Origin of the sequence: Ohtaekwangia kribbensis, from assembly GCF_042676245.1 — a bacterium.
Classification (GTDB): Bacteria; Bacteroidota; Bacteroidia; order Cytophagales; family Cyclobacteriaceae; genus Ohtaekwangia; species Ohtaekwangia kribbensis.
Genome location: NZ_JBHTKA010000004.1, coordinates 200,963 through 218,526 on the forward strand (window position 1 = coordinate 200,963; position 17,564 = coordinate 218,526).

The 17,564-nt window shown below is 44.0% G+C and carries 17 protein-coding genes; 7 read left to right on the forward strand and 10 right to left on the reverse strand.

Annotation, left to right across the window (positions count from 1 at the left end):
* Positions 1-60 precede the first annotated feature (60 nt).
* Complete coding sequence (locus ACFQ21_RS14055; protein ID WP_377579859.1) at positions 61-522, reverse strand: hypothetical protein; 462 nt, start codon at positions 520-522, stop codon at positions 61-63.
* 229 nt (positions 523-751) lie between these two features.
* On the opposite strand from ACFQ21_RS14055, the gene ACFQ21_RS14060 reads away from it, so the two are divergent.
* Together ACFQ21_RS14060 and ACFQ21_RS14065 are read left to right on the forward strand one after the other, a co-directional pair.
* On the forward strand, positions 752-1,102 hold the full coding sequence (locus ACFQ21_RS14060) for a response regulator (RefSeq protein WP_377579860.1): 351 nt from the start codon (positions 752-754) through the stop codon (positions 1,100-1,102).
* Between the two features lie 142 nt (positions 1,103-1,244).
* On the forward strand, positions 1,245-2,261 hold the full coding sequence (locus tag ACFQ21_RS14065) for a BON domain-containing protein (RefSeq protein ID WP_377579861.1): 1,017 nt from the start codon (positions 1,245-1,247) through the stop codon (positions 2,259-2,261).
* A gap of 86 nt (positions 2,262-2,347) precedes the next feature.
* On the opposite strand, the gene ACFQ21_RS14070 is transcribed toward ACFQ21_RS14065, so the two are convergent.
* The 4 genes from ACFQ21_RS14070 to ACFQ21_RS14085 form a co-directional block, all read right to left on the reverse strand.
* Positions 2,348-2,827: a CinA family protein gene (locus ACFQ21_RS14070; protein WP_377579862.1), complete on the reverse strand. Its 480-nt coding sequence runs from the start codon at positions 2,825-2,827 to the stop codon at positions 2,348-2,350.
* A gap of 9 nt (positions 2,828-2,836) precedes the next feature.
* A complete protein-coding gene (locus ACFQ21_RS14075) occupies positions 2,837-3,829 on the reverse strand; it encodes an alpha/beta fold hydrolase (protein ID WP_377579863.1) in 993 nt (330 codons plus the stop codon).
* Positions 3,830-3,914: 85 nt separating this feature from the next.
* Entirely contained in the window at positions 3,915-4,394 is a 480-nt protein-coding gene (locus tag ACFQ21_RS14080) for a DUF6232 family protein (protein WP_377579864.1), read from the reverse strand.
* 26 nt (positions 4,395-4,420) lie between these two features.
* Positions 4,421-4,609, reverse strand: a complete 189-nt coding sequence (locus ACFQ21_RS14085; protein WP_377579865.1) for a hypothetical protein — start codon at positions 4,607-4,609, stop codon at positions 4,421-4,423.
* Positions 4,610-4,820: 211 nt separating this feature from the next.
* Between ACFQ21_RS14085 and ACFQ21_RS14090 the strand changes: the two genes are divergently transcribed.
* From ACFQ21_RS14090 to ACFQ21_RS30545, 4 genes are all read left to right on the forward strand, one after another.
* Positions 4,821-5,297 (forward strand): ferritin-like domain-containing protein, encoded by a 477-nt coding sequence (locus ACFQ21_RS14090; protein ID WP_377579866.1) that lies wholly within the window; start codon positions 4,821-4,823, stop codon positions 5,295-5,297.
* A 26-nt stretch (positions 5,298-5,323) separates the two neighbouring features.
* Positions 5,324-5,887 carry a DUF4142 domain-containing protein gene (locus ACFQ21_RS14095; RefSeq protein WP_377579868.1) on the forward strand — a complete coding sequence of 188 codons (564 nt, stop codon included), beginning with the start codon at positions 5,324-5,326 and terminating at the stop codon, positions 5,885-5,887.
* Between the two features lie 25 nt (positions 5,888-5,912).
* Positions 5,913-6,194: a YtxH domain-containing protein gene (locus tag ACFQ21_RS14100; protein ID WP_377579869.1), complete on the forward strand. Its 282-nt coding sequence runs from the start codon at positions 5,913-5,915 to the stop codon at positions 6,192-6,194.
* A gap of 169 nt (positions 6,195-6,363) precedes the next feature.
* The gene (locus ACFQ21_RS30545; RefSeq protein WP_449290175.1) at positions 6,364-6,624 is read left to right on the forward strand and encodes a hypothetical protein; all 261 of its coding nucleotides are present in this window, start codon (positions 6,364-6,366) and stop codon (positions 6,622-6,624) included.
* A gap of 6 nt (positions 6,625-6,630) precedes the next feature.
* Here ACFQ21_RS30545 and ACFQ21_RS14105 read toward each other — a convergent pair whose 3' ends face one another.
* From ACFQ21_RS14105 to ACFQ21_RS14115, 3 genes are all read right to left on the reverse strand, one after another.
* Positions 6,631-7,152 (reverse strand): TIGR00725 family protein, encoded by a 522-nt coding sequence (locus tag ACFQ21_RS14105; protein ID WP_377579870.1) that lies wholly within the window; start codon positions 7,150-7,152, stop codon positions 6,631-6,633.
* 72 nt (positions 7,153-7,224) lie between these two features.
* Positions 7,225-7,626: a putative signal transducing protein gene (locus ACFQ21_RS14110; RefSeq protein WP_377579871.1), complete on the reverse strand. Its 402-nt coding sequence runs from the start codon at positions 7,624-7,626 to the stop codon at positions 7,225-7,227.
* 69 nt (positions 7,627-7,695) lie between these two features.
* Entirely contained in the window at positions 7,696-10,368 is a 2,673-nt protein-coding gene (locus ACFQ21_RS14115) for a hypothetical protein (RefSeq protein WP_377579872.1), read from the reverse strand.
* A gap of 136 nt (positions 10,369-10,504) precedes the next feature.
* Here ACFQ21_RS14115 and ACFQ21_RS14120 point away from each other — a divergent pair, with 136 nt between their 5' ends.
* Positions 10,505-10,828 (forward strand): hypothetical protein, encoded by a 324-nt coding sequence (locus ACFQ21_RS14120; RefSeq protein ID WP_377579873.1) that lies wholly within the window; start codon positions 10,505-10,507, stop codon positions 10,826-10,828.
* Between the two features lie 90 nt (positions 10,829-10,918).
* On the opposite strand, the gene ACFQ21_RS14125 is transcribed toward ACFQ21_RS14120, so the two are convergent.
* Positions 10,919-12,064, reverse strand: a complete 1,146-nt coding sequence (locus ACFQ21_RS14125) for a cystathionine gamma-synthase (protein ID WP_377579874.1) — start codon at positions 12,062-12,064, stop codon at positions 10,919-10,921.
* A gap of 115 nt (positions 12,065-12,179) precedes the next feature.
* A complete protein-coding gene (locus ACFQ21_RS14130) occupies positions 12,180-17,333 on the reverse strand; it encodes an InlB B-repeat-containing protein (RefSeq protein WP_377579876.1) in 5,154 nt (1,717 codons plus the stop codon).
* Between the last annotated feature and the right edge of the window lie 231 nt (positions 17,334-17,564).

Consider the following 17,564-nt stretch of genomic DNA (forward strand, 5'->3'; position numbering starts at 1 on the left):
CGGTCAGCGACCGGCTCTTTTTTCTTCCTGCAAGTATATATACATTTCTTTTTCAAAACATCAGATCAACTCCGCTTCGCGCAATGCCTGCTGTTCATCTCCTGTTATATAGGCAAATATTTTCAGCTCGCCTTCGATGTGTTGCAACAAATAAACTACTTCAAAACTGATGGCTATTTCTGTTCCGTCTTTTCGTTTGTAGCGCGAGTCCCATTCAACGGTAGCCATTACGTGGTGTTCATTCAACTCGGCAACATCAATGTCGCGTATCTTCATCAGTTGTGTACCGATGCTTCGGTAAAATTCATTTCCCTGTGGAATCATTTTCCGAAACGAATCATCATTCTTACCGGCCACCACTCCGGCAGGACTCGCTTCAATAAAATGTTCTGCAAATGCATTTACAGTTCCTTCAACATCATCTACGGCACCTTCTATTTTATTATCGCCTTGCAGCGCGCGCATAAAGCGGGCTTCGTATGCCTGAAAAAATTGTTTTACTTTTTGTTTCACATCGCTCATGGTATACCTCCTGCTGTATTTATGTTTTCATGTCTATTATTATACCATATCCGCCGGTATATATTTCAAACAAATACTTCTCGTGCTACAGCATTCCATTTTTTACCTGTACTGAAAGAAACAAGTGCGGATGAGTAGTTAAATACACATTTATACACTTCTACATTGCTTTCCTAAGTTGCAATGGTTCCGAATTTGATGTTGGTAGGGTTTTATAGGATGCAAGAACATGGAGACCAAGAAAATTTTGCTGATTGATGATGAACAGGATTTTGGTTTTATCATGAAAAGTTTTTTCACGCGAAAAAATTGTGAAGTATATCATGCGCTTACGTTAGCAGAGGGAATGAAGATCCTTGATGAAGTTGATCCGGACTATATATTTCTCGACAACAATCTGCCAGACGGCCTGGGTTGGGGAAAATCAGAGTATATACGATTAAATTATCCGCGAGCACAACTTAATCTCATCAGTGCATATCATGTTCCTAAAACAACTGCTTCGTCATTTCGCATTTTAGAAAAGCCACTGGTAATGGAAGAACTCAATAAAATATTTGAGTCTACTTCTTTCGTCTGAAAAACTTTCAGGTGTGTAATTCCTGTGACATCTGCGCACGGTGTGAGTAACACGATGCTCATACTTCTTCATGCGCTAAAGGCACGATTTTGTCGCTTCTTCATTTGAAATTTATTTATCAACTTTTAAAATACTTTAACTTATGGCAAACTACAATCGCGCGCAAAGAGGATCTCGTACCTACTGGCCAGGCAAAGAAAGTAGTTCACGTGGTTCCAACTATGGAGATCGCTATCATACAGGTCGCTACTCTGAAAATTCAGAATGGAATGAGAATGAAAGACGCTATGGAAATGAATCATATTATCCTGACAATGCACGCTATCAGCGCCCTTCCTACGGCAAGGAAAATCAATATAGTCAGTACGGCTATAATCGTGTAGACAGCGACTATCGCCAGGGTAATTCAGGAAGCAGAAATTCGCGTATACCATATGATCGAGATTTCGATTCAAACTACTATGGCAATCGCAACACCTATCGTGGGGGAAGCTATGAAGGTGGTTATGGCAATAGTGGTTATGACGCTGATCGTTTCCGTGAGCATCGCGGTAACTGGGATGATGACATGAGTTACGACAGTGATATATACCGCAACAGGCGAAATCGTGAAGATGGTGGCTATGGCGGAACAAGCTATAATTCCGGTAACTACGGTGCGTATAATAGAAACTATAATCGCTATCGATCTGAGGATGACGACCAGGATGAAGATCGCAGCTGGTGGGACAAAAGTCGCGATGAGGTTTCATCATGGTTTGGTGATGATGATGCTGAACGCAGACGCGAACAGGATCGCCTGAGAAGCGGCCAGCATCGCGGCAAAGGACCGAAAGGCTATAAACGTTCTGATGAACGCATCAAAGAAGACATCAGCGATCGCCTCGGTGACGATCCCTATATAGATGCTACGGAGGTTGAGATCGTTGTTGCCAATGGAGAAGTCACATTGATTGGTTCTGTAAACGACCGCATGGACAAACGCAGGGCTGAAGATTTAGCGGAACGAGTTTCCGGTGTTCAGAATGTTGAGAACCGAATTCGGGTAAAATCTTCAGAAGGCATTTTTGAAAATTCGAATAAAGGCAATGCTTCTTCTTCCGTAAGCACAACAACTTCGGGCACTTCCCGAAAAACAAGTACAGCGGAGATGCGCTAGTATATATAGCGCGTTGAAAAGCAAAAAGCATCCCGGCTGAAATAACCGGGATGCTTTTTATTATATACTTTGCCTGAAACGTATGCTCACACGATCAATGACGCAAACTCTTTGATAACTTCTTCTGTAAAGAAACGCTGAACTTCCCACGAATTATTTATGGATGTGTGGATGCGTTTTACTTCCAGGTTTTTACCGCGAAATGAAAAGGAAAAGAATGCAAAAGGTTCCTCCACCGAAAACTCAGGCGTTGGTGTTGCGTAGCCCGTTATAGCTATACCCCAATCGCTTTTAAAAAGTGTGCATACATTATCCGCCATCTCCATCACTACTTTCTCCGACACACAATTACATTGTTGTGCATGGATTGGCTCTACCTGCAAATGTTTATACTTCTGTGCTAAATTATAGGCTGTAATACCACCCTGAAAAAACTGAAGCGCAAACTCTGCCTGCGACAAGGCAGCCTGTATATGACCTGCCGTAACACTTTCTGCTACGGCTACCGTCTGGTTGCTCTTCAACATATAGTCTTTGATGACGGCAATTTCTTTCAGATCGTACATGTCATTTGGTTATTGCGCTATAAAATCTTTTAATGCCTGCTGGAATCGTTCGGCACTCTCCAAGTGTGGTATATGACCAACATTTTCAAACTCGATAAGATGTGCACCGGTAATCGACTCAGCTACTTTTCTGCCCAGAGCCGGATACTGTCCTACGGTTTTTCGTTCTTCTTCCGACAGTGCTTCTTTACCCGGTGAAGTACGATCAGCCTGGCCAATAATCAGCAACGTTGGTCTCTTTATATTCTGAAATTCATATACAACGGGTTGCGTATAAATCATGTGACTGGTGAGTGCATTTACCCAGGCCAGCCGATTATACTCAGCACTTAATGTCCAGCGGTATTGAACTTGTACGTAAGGTTCGTATTCAAGTTTCCATACTACATAATAAGCTTCGTGATATTTATGTATGCCTGCTTCTGTCTTTTTAAGTTCCTTCTCATATTCTTTCTCGATAGAACTATACGGCACCTTTACTTTATAGTCTTCAAGTCCGATGGGGTTCTCCAGTATCAAATGACTTACCATTCCCGGGTACATTAAGGTAAACCGCGTTGCCAGCATACCGCCCATCGAGTGTCCTACAACCGCTACGGTTGAAATGGAAAGCGAGTCGAGCAAATGCTTGGTTTGTTCTGCCAGAAGCTGAAACGAATATATTATAGATGCTTTGGAAGATTTACCGAAACCGATCTGATCCGGAACGATAACACGATATCCTTGTCCCGCTAAAAACCGAATGGTGCGTTCCCAATAGGCACCGAAAAAATTCTTTCCGTGCAGTAATAAAACAGTTTTGTCGTTAGCGTTGGCTACCGGCTTTACATCCATATAAGCCATTATTACATCCTGTCCCTGAACACGAAGTTTCAAGTATTGAACCGGAAACGGATATTTGAAATTCTCCAATGCCAAACCCAGTGGCTCCTTCGGCTCCGGCTGACACCACGCGGTATACGCAAAAAGAATAATGAGTGAAGCTGTAATGAATCTTACCATATACTCAACAGATCGGCATTAAACTATAGTCAAAAAAAATCTGTCCCGCTATAACGTGCGGGACAGACCTAATATACTTCGCTTGCTAATCTTTAACAGCAACAAATGAATGCCCGGAGCCGGGCCGTGCAAATCGCAACGCTTCGTTCAATGCATTTACAATCTGCGCTATATATTCTTTACGATAGCTCACCACTGCATTTTTCTCACCTTCTGCTGTAGCAATACGTACGGCATAGCGTTCGCGGATCAGTGCAATAATAAGTAAACCGATAAGGAACAGTGCGCCGCCAGCCCACATCATAATAACATTCGCGTCAATATACTCGCCATTGGAGCGTATATCACCGAATGCGTTTATCGGAAACAAATTCATGAATCCGCAGAACGTCAGAATTATACCTGCGAGCATTAACAAAATGCCGGGCAGTCGCTGAGGCCTCACAATAAGAAGCCCGTGCTTGATAATTCCTCGCAAACTATACGATGTATTTTTAACCTGGAACGTAGAGTCCGTTACCGTTACATCGTGTCCATCTGTATACAAAATCTTATCCGGTATCATAACATTTTAGTTTAGTATTTCAATTCTCAGGAAGGCGTAAAAATATTTATGCCTTTTAGTTTCTCGGTATAGTACGCGTATGCCTGGAGCCACAGATGAGAAAAATATTCCTCACGCACCGGAGTATATTGTACCACAAACTGTGTCGCGAAGCGCATGCAGGAACCTGGATGCGACATAAAATATAGTATAGCATTCGCAGCTGCCTCACACATGCTCGTTCCCCATTTCACCTCAAAATCATTCTACTACTTGTGGGATTTATTCACAGTGTTTAAACGTGCATATAGTTTGCTGTGGCATACCCTACTCAAAAACCAAAGTATATTCGGGTATTCATTTAGCATAGTAATGGCATGTTTTTTTGAACCGTTCATCGCAAGCCGGCAAGTGCTGGCCGTTATCGTACTTAAAAAAATTGTAATTATGAAAACGAATGAAAATGAAAGGGTCACCAGTATACTGAATGACCTGATCCGCACGAATCTTGATCGTATAAAGGGATATCAAAAGGCGGCTGATGAGATCAAGGATACTACAGACTTTGAAGTTAAATCACTCTTTTCAAAAATGGCTGAAGACAGCCGATCGTATAAAAGCAGTTTAGCAGATGCTGTAGTGCGTCTTGGAGGAACTCCCGCGAAAGATACAACTGCAGCAGGCGATGTATACCGCGCGTGGATGGATGTAAAGAGTACATTTTCAACAGACGATGTACTGGCTGCCCTGCAGCTATGTGAATTTGGCGAAGATCGCGCACTTGAATCTTACAAAGATGCACTAAGCGAAAACTTTGAGTGGCCGGTTGGCGTAAGAACTCTTGTAGAGAGTCAGCGCAGTTCCATCAAGCAATCGCACGACAAGATCAAGAATTATCGCGATCAGTACGCGCACACACATTGATCTATATCTATTTAATTCAGCAAGCGATGAAAGTTGTTCATAGAATTATACCATTTGTGTTTGCCGGGATGATGGCCGTTTCGTGTGGCAAAAAAGAATCTACCGATACAAATGAAATTGCCTCAGAAGCTAACGAAGAAAAATTCAGCGATCAGAAAGAAGAGAACGATGCTGACTTTGTAGCGGAGACTGTAGCCGCCAATTATGCTGAAATAACTTTGGCAAAACTGGCCGCGCAAAAATCAGACAATACACAGATCAAAGAAGTAGCCCAACTACTGGAGAAAGAACACAGTAAAATGCTGGAAGAGCTGCAAACTTTTGCCAGCCTGAAAGCCATTACAGTGCCCAGTGAAGAAGAAGATGATGCGAAGCGAAAGATTGAAGACCTTACCAAAGAAGACGATGTTAAGGAATTCAATCGCGAGTGGTGCAAGGCGATGGTTGATCAACATGAAGAGAACATCCGTGAATTTGAATCGCGGCTTGAGAAAACAAAAGACGCTGATCTGAAAATATTAATTGATCAGAAATTACCAGACTTACGCGCCCACCTTAACAAAGTGAAAGCGTGTAAACAAAGTATATAATTACCACTTTAAATTTTTAACGACCATGAATTCAACATCAAAAGTAGTTATCGGCATTTTGGGCGCTGCAGCCGCAGGCGTCATTGTCGGCATGCTCATTGCACCTGAAAAGGGAGAAGACCTTCGCAAGAATATCAAGAAGACCACTGACGATTGGCTGGACGAAATTTCGCAATGGATGGGCAAAGGGAAGAGTTACCTCGCGGAGATAAAAGACCGCGTAACAGAAGAAGCTGAAGACGCTGCCGCAGAAGCTTCGCAAGGTATAAATGGATTGAAAGAAAATGTAGGCAGAAGAAAAATATAGCCTATAAAACTAAAGTATACCGATTATCTCCATCAGCCTTTTTCATTTTTCACTGACACTGGAATTTGAATAAAAAGCAGGAGAAGATCAAGAAGGGCTCCCACGAGCCCTTTCTTTGTTTATATAGATACAGGACCGTATACTCAAAGTATGAAACCCGTTACACACTATGAGAAATTCATTTCTCGCGATGCTACAACAGCATGCAATAGAAAAACAGACTGTGGACTGGTACTATATTTTAATGATTACAGACAACAGATTTCTTTCGTCTTTAGGGGTGCTTCCTTTAACTGAGATGCGAATCTTGGATAAAAAGCTGAGAATATACTCTTACAGCCTGATTCCAGGTAATACTGGCGAAGGTAAAGAAGAAAGAATCTTGGGAGGCTCCCTGGAGAGCCTCCTTCTTTTTTTTATAGCCTTGTAAAAGGAATTATTCGTGTGTAGTTAACCCGGCTTTGTGTACCGCCAGGTAATCTTTAATCTGGAAGACAACCTCGTCAACAGTTTTGGCAACCATGACACGATATGTGCCTATATTTTTAAAGAATCGGATGGTGATCTCGTCCTGATTCAGGAGTATAACTTTTTTGTTAGACTTCACCGCCAGCGCTACTTCTGATGCTGTGCCCGCTGCCATACCCAACACCACAATGATGTTGCTTGACAACACGTTGATCAGGTTGCGTGCACTACCCATACCGGTAACAATTCTGATCTGGGCATTCTCGGAAGAGTTACGATCGTTGCTGTCCGGCAGCACACCAATAGTGAGCCCACCGGCATCACGTGCACCTTTCATGGCTGCATCCATCACACCAAAGCTGCGGCCGCCTGTTAAAACCACCCAGCCATTTTTAGCGATGGCGCGGCCAAGCTCAAATGCCATTTCGTTATCTTCCGGAGTGGCATTTTCACCGGGCCCCATAATTCCTACAATCGTTTTAACAGACATAGTTTCAGTAAATTCTAGCTACTAAAGTAATGATGGATCGAACGATTTACAAGCGTAGCGATGACACTCAACCTAAAATTCATGCTGACAATCCGCACATCGGTTCACTTTGCGGTCAGGAAAGAATATTCCGAAGAACAGTATATTCAGACCCGCTAAAAATTGATCGTTAAGTTTTCGCGGAAAGTCGCGCTCTATACTGCGCGACTGGCATTGCGGGCATACCAGGGTTGATCCGTCTTCGATCACAAAGTTTGCTTCACCAACGATTTGATGTGCTTCGGAAACATCTGTTTCAAACAGATGAAGACGTACCTGGAAAAATGCGTGCTGCTGGCCTGGGTATAGATTCGCAAGATTTTCCTCCGTCAGGAAACACGGTATACCGTAAGCATCCAGCTTGGTCTTTACTATATTCGCTTCGATAGCATTATTGAATTGCTGAAAGACCACGATCCGATTCTGCGCTTCCATGGAAGGTGTTTATGCTATGAAGGTACAAACAAAAATACAAATGCTACAAAGCATCCCCGCACTACAGGCCTATAATGGCTGCAGCGTAAGCGAACGCCCAAGACCGCTATATACTTTCAGGCTCTGCCCGGACGGGCGCACCAATACAGCGCTGCTCTCCAGCGGAATAGCGGTAATTAATTTACCTTGTCCGTCATATATAAAAGTGAGATCCTGACTTCTGTCGGTAACTGTAATATATACCTTGCCGCTTCCAAAATCATAGTAGCGCAGTTCTGCCGGATTGTTACCGATAAAATCGCTTCCGAAAATTTCTTTCAGATCGCTGTTCATTACGGTTAGCTGTCGTGGCTCCTGTCGGATTACGAGGTATGTTTTACCTTTCTCTTCTTCCACCAGACTAAAGCGTGCTTCAGGCACTGTCTTGATCAGCGACTCACGACTCACCACTTTACCTTCTACATTGAATTTAATCCGGAAACCATCGCGTGAGACAATGACAATATTCGTTGATGCAGCATCATTACCGCTTTCAATTGCATAGCCACCCACAGGACGCGCATCGAGATTCAACGGGAAGTTCTTCAGACTTTCGCCTCTGCGGTTCATCAGGTTTACCACGCCATCTTCGCGAATGGCAACAATATAGTCTTTACCACGCAGGCGATGATGTTGTGCCGGGGCAAACAAACTGCCCTCTACTGACTTCGGTTTCCAGCCATCCAGGTTCTCTCCGCCTTTATCATACATCCAAAGTTTACCGGATTTACCAGACACCAGGAAACGGTAATTTTTACTATGATCGTAATCTACTACGCTGATAAACTCGATATCCTTCTCCGCTATATTTACCGGGAAGGGTTTTACATAATTACCGAGGCGGTCTATCACGTGGAGCTTGCCCGGTGTAGCAAAGAAAAACTGAAGCTTACCATTCTTCAGGTAATCGATCTGGGCCACATCACCTGCTATATAATTATCGAGATCGACCTTCCATTGTACTTTTCCATCCGCTGACACGAGGCTGATCGCACGGGTTGAATCCTGCACCAGTACATCCTCCTGTTTGGTGAAATGATTCCGGATTACAAAGAATTTATATATACCCTCACTGAATGTAGTGATGAGTTTATCGCGTTTCTCGTCCTGTTTACCTTCTGCCAGCACGCCACCAGTACCAGCCTCGCCGGCTGCCCATGTAATGTTGGTATAGTAACTGTTGTTGAGGTGACTCATCTGTATAGCGCCCATCTCCAGCGACTGTAGTAATCCCTGATTCTCCTCTACAAATTGTTTCCACTTCGGGTATAGCGATGCTGCCACCATATTCCATGCAAGAGGCGTATTGATATAGATACTGAGGTTTGCCTCCAGCAGCGTTGTCTCAAGAAACTGATTCTGCGCCACCGATTTTCCCCATGTTTCTTCCTTATCGATATCATCCAGGAAATTCTTTAGTTCGTCTACATCTTCACCTATAATTACCGTATTGCCGAGTGTAGTATAATAGCTTGAAGAAAAACCGGAGAGTAATGGCCAGAATAATTTTTCAGGGAAAGCACGCAGCGGTATCTCACGCAAGTCATAGTCTGAGAAGCGCTCATAGAAAACAGTATCAACACTGGTCTTCTGCGCAATGGTATTAAATGCATTTACCCATTCATCGGCTTTCGTGGTTTCCACCAGCATGATTTTGGAAAGATTACCTTCTCGTCCTTCGAGGTAACAAACGCTAACTTCTTTACCCAAAGTTTTGTACAGGCTTTGCACCTGCACACCGGTTAACGTTTCCAATTGAGCGATCGAATCCTGAAGCGATGGTTTCTTTTTATCCGTATAGACCTTGAGTGACTCGCCCAGCTTTGCACCATCGCTGATACCATAACTCGTTACCATAATAGATCGCGATGAAATATAGTTCTTCATGTTAAACGGAACCGGCACCTGGTTATTAAAAACCGAGAGTATATATCCCTGGCTGGCACTGTCCATACTGAAACCGTTAAACGTTAAGGCCTTTGCATCGGCCTTGATATCGAGCAGAGACGAGTGTCCAACCTGCTGAACAAAATCGGTAGGTACATCGGCAAATGAACCGATCCAGTTACCGAAGTTCTTGATATTGACATATAGATTGCCAGCATCTTCTTTAACATGCGGCATCTGGTATACCGATGATATCTGGTTTTTAAAAGTAGAACCATCACCGGTATAGGTACGGATCACGTCTTCCAGCAGGAACGGAGTAAAACTTCCAACCCATATATCATCTACCTCCGCCCACGAAAACATTTGTCCTTTTGAACTCAGCTCATGGATCTGCACACCGTTAAACTCGCGTTCATCGGTTTTTAATTTACCCCATTGCTCGAGTAACAGGTTCTTGATCTTGGATTGATATAGCGGAACATAGAATACAAAATCAAAATCATCTTTACGCGTCTGATGTGCCGACACGAGTAAGTTGCGTGGCTGCGACTCGATGAAATCAAAAAGCATCTTGAGCGAATCAGCAGACTTCTGGTAAAATGCAGCCTTACGAAAAACCGACCATAACGAGGTCTGTTGCATTTGCTGCACACAGGCCTGGCAGTTGTTGGCTTCGTAAACAAAAATGGTAGACTCAGGTACCAGTTCCCAGGGCGATGTATTTTTGGAAACGAGTAATCGCTCGTAGATAAAATAGCCCCCGACCGTTACGAGCACTATTCCGATGGTAATTAACAGTGGAAGTCTCTTCACGCTTACTGCTTGTATATAAAATTAAGGCTCAAGATAAGGGGCTCCTGCGTAATTGACAACCCTATATTTTTTAGTTGAACCATTAAACCTTTACGATTGGTGTCTGTCTAAGCATCAGATTTAACAAACAAGGGATATGAAACACACAATTATAGCATTACTGCTGATGACTTTTGCAGGTATAGCACAGGCGCAGACTTCTACACCACATATCGATCAACGCCAGGAAAATCAACGCCATCGCATTCGTCAGGGAGTTGCCAGTGGTGAGCTTACCCGCAGAGAAACGGCACATGCCGTACACGACCAGCGCCATATTCATCGCATGGAACGCAGAGCCAAGGCCGATGGTACCGTAACCTGCCGCGAGCGCACCCGCATTCATCGTGAACAGAACCGTGCTAACCGATCATTACGCCATAACAAACATGATGCACAGGCAAGACCACGCGCCTGGTAAAGATGTAGGTATAGGTTTGAGGTTGGTTATAAAATAAAGAAGCTGCCGGAAAGGCAGCTTCTTTTATTATTCGATCTATAGTAAATATCGTTATACTTTATTCAGTGCCTGCTCCAGGTCGGCCAGTAAATCTTCGGCATCCTCCACACCAATGCTCAGGCGAATAAGTGAATCCACAAGACCGCTTTTCAAACGTTCTTCTTTCGGTATACTCGCGTGCGTCATCGAAGCCGGGTGATTGATCAGGGACTCTACCCCGCCCAATGATTCTGCCAGTGCAAACAGTTCAACACTTTCCATCAATTGAGTTGCTTTTTCAATGCTATCATCTTTCAGGGTAAACGAAAGCATGCCACCAAAATCTCTCATCTGCTTTTTAGCAATGGCATGATTCGGATGATCTGTAAAGCCCGGCCAGTATACTTTACCAATTTTAGGATGGCTCTTAAGATACTCAGCTATCTTTCTTCCGTTGATACAATGGCGCTCCATACGAAGGTGCAGTGTTTTTATACCGCGCAGCACAAGAAAAGAATCCTGCGGTCCGGGTACGGCACCACACGAGTTCATGATAAAGTGAAGTTCCTGGTATAACTTTTCATCGTTCAATACCAAAGCTCCCATCACCACATCGGAGTGGCCCCCCAGGTATTTGGTAACAGAATGCATCACTATATCTGCGCCCAGATCCAATGGATTCTGCAGATAAGGAGAAGCAAACGTATTATCTACCGCTACAATAACATCGTTCTTCTTCGCGATGGCTACACATGCTTCGATGTCAACAATGTTCATCAGCGGATTGGTAGGTGTCTCAATCCATAGCAGTTTTGTTTTAGCATTGATTACCGTGTTGATATTAGCCGCGTTGGTAAGATCAATGAAATGAAATTTGATACCATACTTTTCAAACACACGCTTGAACATCCGGTATGAACCACCATACAAGTCGTTGCTGGTGATCACTTCATCGCCCGGGTTCAATAATTTTATCACTGCATCTGTAGCGCCCATGCCGGATGAAAAGCAGATGCCATACTTCCCATTCTCCAATGCCGCCAGACTTTTCTGCAGAGAATTACGCGTGGGGTTTGCTCCGCGCGCGTAAGCGTATCCTTTATGTTTGGCAGGAGATTCCTGCACATAGGTTGATGTTTGATAGATAGGGGTCATGATGGCCCCGGTTGATGGATCAGGCTCCACGCCTGCGTGTACTGCTTTCGTTCCGAATTTCATGATCCGTTGTTTGTAGTTGAGGCGCTAATATACAAAACAGCTTCGAGCCACGAACCCTGAACCGCGAGTAGTAAGGAGCAAGAAGAACATTCTTGCTCCTTACGTCTTGCTTCTCTTACTTCAATCTCGCAATAGTAACGCTTCCTGTTTGTTTTCTATGATCAGGATATACAATGGTATAAAAGTACGCACCGTCAGGAAGCGGTCTTCCTCCGGATGTTCCATCCCATGGAGTGTTATACCCGATGGAAGCGTATACCTTTTGACCTTGTCGGTTGTAGATAACAATTTCAGCACCGTCAAGCAGATAAGCGTTTTCAATTTCCCAGGTTTCTGTGCTCGCATCACCGCGGTTATCAGGCGAAAATAATTTTCGTGGTTTCACTGTAACGCTCTCTTTCGTTTGCACCTCAAAGTTGGCAGTAACAGTTTTATCACTGCTCATGACTAGGGTTACCTCAGGGGAAGTATCCACTATATCCCCGCTCCAGCCGGTAAAGATGTATCCCGTTGCAGGTGTAACAGTAATAGTTACCGTTGCTCCGGCATCATAATTTTCGGCTCCGTTCACAGCACCACCTTCAACAGGCGAAGCTGTGGCAGTAAGAGTATATTTATCAGGAGCTTTCAATTGAAAATTAGCAATAACGGATTTGCCATCATCCATCATTATTGATACAGAAGTAGATGTACCCGTGGCATCACCACTCCAACCCGTAAAGATATAACCTGTAGCTGGTGTAGCTTTAACCATTACTACATCTCCGGAATTATAGCTCCCGGCACCACTCACTGTTCCACCAGCAGAAGGCGAAGCCGCAGTAGTAAGAGTATATTTATCAGGAGCTTTTAATTGAAAGTTAGCTGTAACGGATTTGCTACCATCCATCGTTATTGTTACCGAAGTAGATGTACCCGTGGCATCACCACTCCAACCCGTAAAGATATAACCTGTAGCTGGTGTAGCTTTAACCATTACTACATCTCCGGAATTATAGCTCCCGGCACCACTCACTGTTCCCCCGGCAGCGGGCGAAGCCGCAGTAGTAAGAGTATATTTATCAGGAGCTTTTAATTGAAAGTTAGCTGTAACGGATTTGCTACCATCCATCGTTATTGTTACAGAAGTAGATGTACCCGTGGCATCACCACTCCAACCCGTAAAGATATAACCTGTAGCTGGTGTAGCTTTAACCATTACTACATCTCCAGAATTATAGCTCCCGGCACCACTCACTGCTCCACCAGCAGAAGGCAAAGCCGCAGTAGTAAGAGTATATTTATCAGGAGCTTTTACCCGGAAATTCGCAGTAACTGATTTATTACCATCCATCGTTATGGCTATAGAAGTAGATGTGCCAGTAACATCACCACTCCAACCCGTAAAGATATAACCTGTAGCTGGTGTAGCCTTTACAGTAACAACATCGCCTGAATTATAGCTTCCTGCACCACTAACGGTACCGCCAGCAGTTGGTGTAGCGACAGCAGCAAGCGTGTACTTGATTAATTGGAAGTTCGCGGTAACTGATTTATTACCATCCATCGTTATTGATACAGACGAAGATGTGCCTGTAACATCACCGCTCCACCCCGTAAAGATATAGCCCGTAGCTGGTGTGGCCTTCACAGTAACAACATCGCCGGAATTATAGCTTCCTGCACCAATCACAGTACCGCCAGCTGCAGGCAAAGTAGTAGTAGCAAGCGTATATTTATCCGGAGCTTTTACCTGGAAATTCGCAGTAACGGATTTATTACCATCCATTGTTATAGCTATTGAAGTAGATGTACCCGTAGCATCACCACTCCAACCTATAAAGACATAGCCCGCTGCAGGTGTGGCCTTTACCGTTACTACATCTCCAGAATTATAGCTCCCGGCACCACTCGCTGTACCGCCAGCAGTTGGCGTAGCGACAGCAGCAAGCGTGTACTTGATTAATTGGAAGTTCGCGGTAACAGATTTATTACCATCCATCGTTATTGATACAGACGAAGATGTGCCTGTAACATCACCGCTCCAACCCGTAAAGATATAGCCCGTAGCTGGTGTGGCCTTCACAGTAACAACATCGCCGGAATTATAGCTTCCTGCACCAATCACAGTACCGCCAGCTGCAGGCAAAGTAGTAGTAGCAAGCGTATATTTATCCGGAGCTTTTACCTGGAAATTCGCAGTAACTGATTTATTACCATCCATCGTTATAGCTATTGAAGTAGATGTACCAGATGCATCACCACTCCAACCCGTAAAGATATAGCCCGCAGCTGGTGTAGCTTTAACCGTTACCACATCTCCGGAATTATAGCTCCCGGCACCACTCACTGTTCCCCCGGCTGCAGGACTGGCTGAAGTACTAAGCGTATAGACAGCTTTGAAAGTAGCAGTAACAGATTTATTACCATCCATTGTTATAGCTATTGAAGTAGATGTACCCGTAGCATCACCACTCCAACCCGTAAAGATATAACCTGTGGCTGGTGTAGCTTTAACCGTTACCACATCTCCGGAATTATAGCTCCCGGCACCACTCACTGTTCCCCCGGCTGCAGGACTGGCTGAAGTACTAAGCGTATAGACAGCTTTGAAAGTAGCAGTAACAGATTTATTACCATCCATTGTTATACCTATTGAAGTAGATGTACCCGTAGCATCACCACTCCAACCCGTAAAGATATAGCCCGCAGCTGGTGTAGCTTTAACCGTTACCACATCTCCGGAATTATAGCTCCCGGCACCACTCACTGTTCCCCCGGCAGCGGGACTAGCTGAAGTACTAAGCGTATAGACAGCTTTGAAAGTAGCAGTAACAGATTTATTACCATCCATCGTTACTGATACAGAAGTAGATTTACCCGTAGCATCACCACTCCACCCTGTAAAGATATAACCTGTGGCTGGTGTAGCGTTAACCGTTACCACGGTGCCGTCTTTATAATTTCCTGCGCCGGTTATAGTCCCCCCGGCAGTTGGTGTGGCCGTAGTGGTAAGTGTATACTTCTTGGTGCTCGTTACTGTTAGTGTAAAGTTTGCGTTAGCAGAACAGCCCGAACCATCCGACAATGTCGCAATGTATACCCCGGCTTGTGCTGACGAGACATTAAAAAGCTGGATGGCACGGGTTGAAGCGGTATAATTGCCAGGTCCTTGCCACGACCATCCGGAAGATATAGTGGATGGTTGTGGGCTAAATTTAATAGTATCGCCTTCATGTACTGTTGCGCTTGTTCCCGTGAGCCATGATCCCTTATTAACCTGATACTTATGCGCTACCAGCGACTTGCACAGCGTAATGGGCAAAGATGTTGTGGCCAGTCCTTTTGTATCATATACTATTGCTACAATGGAACGTGTACAGGTATCAGCTCCTACATTTAGATTATAAGGAGCTTTCAGAACTTCACCTATTTTTGTTATGCCGCTATAGAACTCAACTTTACCAATGCCATTACCATCAGTAGCGGACACCGATACTTCTGTTGAAGAGGGTGAGGAAATAGAAACATCGGGTGCTGTATTCTTCCAACCGGCGGCATCTGTATAAAGCGGCATAGTTCCCCATGAACCACCGGCACCCGCTCTCGCTGCCACCAACGAAGGCACACTATCGGCCAGATCCAGGCTATATTTATACGGTGGTGTAAAAACAGCATCCTTCGGTTCGGTCTTTTCAAGATCATTATGAACAAGAAAACCACCTGCCTTTACATATATATTCTTATTACAATAAATGCGTCCGGTCGCAGCAAATTTATAAGTAGGGAAACATACATTGTCAAAATAGTTAGCATCCACGAGTACCTCTGCCGTTGGAGAATTGGATGCTATTGCATAGTAAACATTGTCCTTGTGATAGTTATTAATAACGTGTACCCGCGCATTGATATTGGCTTTTGGATTTCGACCACTTCCTCCATTCCAAAATACATGATCAAACGTAACGTCTGAATCACTCACCAATGCTGCATAGAAATCACGACCGTTACACTGAAATTCATTATACCCGTTCCAATGATTCCAGGAGTACGTAACTTCTTTGGCATGGGAAACATCATTGCCATCGCTGATCCATTTAAAAGAACAATGATCTACCCAAAGCTTAGTTACATAATCTAACGTAATGCCGCCCTGCGCTTCAATGATATGCGGGTTAACATCCCATATCTTCAGATTCCGGAAAATAAGATTTTGTACGAGCACAGTTTGGTTGCTATAGAAAGAAGCACCTCGCAGCGAAGCTCCACGCCCCATACCTATAATTGATTTGTTTGATCCTACCCAGATAAGCTGCTCCCACCAATACGGGTATACATATTTACCATTCGCTTTGCTGCAATCGCTCTCACTCATCATAGATCGTTTATAGGTAAGACCAGGAAGTGCAGGAGTAGTACCACAATAAGTACCCATTTTTTCACAGCTTGACTCGCACACCTGCATGTTCGTTTCAATTCGCTTCTTACGAAAATCAAGTGTGCCTTCCGGTATCAATAGAACCATACTGGCTGGGTCTTTGATATACTTCAGAAAATCCGCTTCGCTTTTTACAATAACAATATTGCTATTGTCACCACCCGTAGTGGCAGCGCCAAACCCGATAGCCTTGATATTGAAGGTGTAGCGAAGAACAACATTCTTATCTTTCGCGTTGCCTGACCAAATCCATTTTGCCTTTGACTTTATAGGAAAAGCAGGTGCAGAGAGAGAACCTCCACTGGGTAATGTTGTCAGCGTACCGTTTGTAGTTACAGTAGCGGCAGGCCATGCACTATCATTATACGATCGGCTCTTCCAGCTATTGTCAGCCGGGTTATTGAGTACTTTCCAGCCAGCGTCCGTAACATAAGGTTTCTCGAGTTCCTCCAGGTGCATCAATACTCCGGGAGCTCCCTGACCATTTACACCCACAATTGAAATGGCATTTTTACCCGGGAGGAACGTCATAGGTATAAAACGAACACGACCGGCTGCATTATCGTAGGCCAACAATTCGTCATTCAGATACAGACGATAACCACCATCAGCCACTATATATATGCCAGGGCCTTCTCCGGCTCCGTATGTATTGCCAATCAGTTTTGATCCGGGTACATCTCCTCCCCCAAATTTACTATCACTGGGAAGTGTAATGGTTTCATAGCATGTTGACTGCGCTTGTGTAGCTAACGATATCAACATCAAAAAAATAAAAAAACAGAAATAAACAAATTTCAACCAATAGAAAGGCTGCGCCACAAGTGCTCCTCTCTCCTCAAATCTTTGCATGCACACTACAGTTTAAAGTATATAAAAAATTGCACGGCTCCTTTTACGAAGGATAACATAACCGCGCGCAAAACAAGTTTTCTTTTACTTCAAAGCGCACATTAACCGGGAACAAAAAAGTGAACTCTCTTTGACTTGCCTATAGCAGTGTTAGAAGACAATTATTCGCCGACAAATATAGGTCATCAAAAAATGACGCGGCATTGTAAACTAATGAGGCAGCAACAATAT

What these genes read in the sequence shown, in the direction of transcription:
- ACFQ21_RS14055 (WP_377579859.1), bottom strand. Translation starts at nt 522, where the DNA reads ATGAGCGATGTGAAACAAAAAGTAAAACAATTTTTTCAGGCATACGAA.
- ACFQ21_RS14060 (WP_377579860.1), top strand. Translation starts at nt 752, where the DNA reads ATGGAGACCAAGAAAATTTTGCTGATTGATGATGAACAGGATTTTGGT.
- ACFQ21_RS14065 (WP_377579861.1), top strand. Translation starts at nt 1,245, where the DNA reads ATGGCAAACTACAATCGCGCGCAAAGAGGATCTCGTACCTACTGGCCA.
- ACFQ21_RS14070 (WP_377579862.1), bottom strand. Translation starts at nt 2,827, where the DNA reads ATGTACGATCTGAAAGAAATTGCCGTCATCAAAGACTATATGTTGAAG.
- ACFQ21_RS14075 (WP_377579863.1), bottom strand. Translation starts at nt 3,829, where the DNA reads ATGGTAAGATTCATTACAGCTTCACTCATTATTCTTTTTGCGTATACC.
- ACFQ21_RS14080 (WP_377579864.1), bottom strand. Translation starts at nt 4,394, where the DNA reads ATGATACCGGATAAGATTTTGTATACAGATGGACACGATGTAACGGTA.
- ACFQ21_RS14085 (WP_377579865.1), bottom strand. Translation starts at nt 4,609, where the DNA reads ATGTGTGAGGCAGCTGCGAATGCTATACTATATTTTATGTCGCATCCA.
- ACFQ21_RS14090 (WP_377579866.1), top strand. Translation starts at nt 4,821, where the DNA reads ATGAAAACGAATGAAAATGAAAGGGTCACCAGTATACTGAATGACCTG.
- ACFQ21_RS14095 (WP_377579868.1), top strand. Translation starts at nt 5,324, where the DNA reads ATGAAAGTTGTTCATAGAATTATACCATTTGTGTTTGCCGGGATGATG.
- ACFQ21_RS14100 (WP_377579869.1), top strand. Translation starts at nt 5,913, where the DNA reads ATGAATTCAACATCAAAAGTAGTTATCGGCATTTTGGGCGCTGCAGCC.
- ACFQ21_RS30545 (WP_449290175.1), top strand. Translation starts at nt 6,364, where the DNA reads ATGAGAAATTCATTTCTCGCGATGCTACAACAGCATGCAATAGAAAAA.
- ACFQ21_RS14105 (WP_377579870.1), bottom strand. Translation starts at nt 7,152, where the DNA reads ATGTCTGTTAAAACGATTGTAGGAATTATGGGGCCCGGTGAAAATGCC.
- ACFQ21_RS14110 (WP_377579871.1), bottom strand. Translation starts at nt 7,626, where the DNA reads ATGGAAGCGCAGAATCGGATCGTGGTCTTTCAGCAATTCAATAATGCT.
- ACFQ21_RS14120 (WP_377579873.1), top strand. Translation starts at nt 10,505, where the DNA reads ATGAAACACACAATTATAGCATTACTGCTGATGACTTTTGCAGGTATA.
- ACFQ21_RS14125 (WP_377579874.1), bottom strand. Translation starts at nt 12,064, where the DNA reads ATGAAATTCGGAACGAAAGCAGTACACGCAGGCGTGGAGCCTGATCCA.
- ACFQ21_RS14130 (WP_377579876.1), bottom strand. Translation starts at nt 17,333, where the DNA reads ATGCAAAGATTTGAGGAGAGAGGAGCACTTGTGGCGCAGCCTTTCTAT.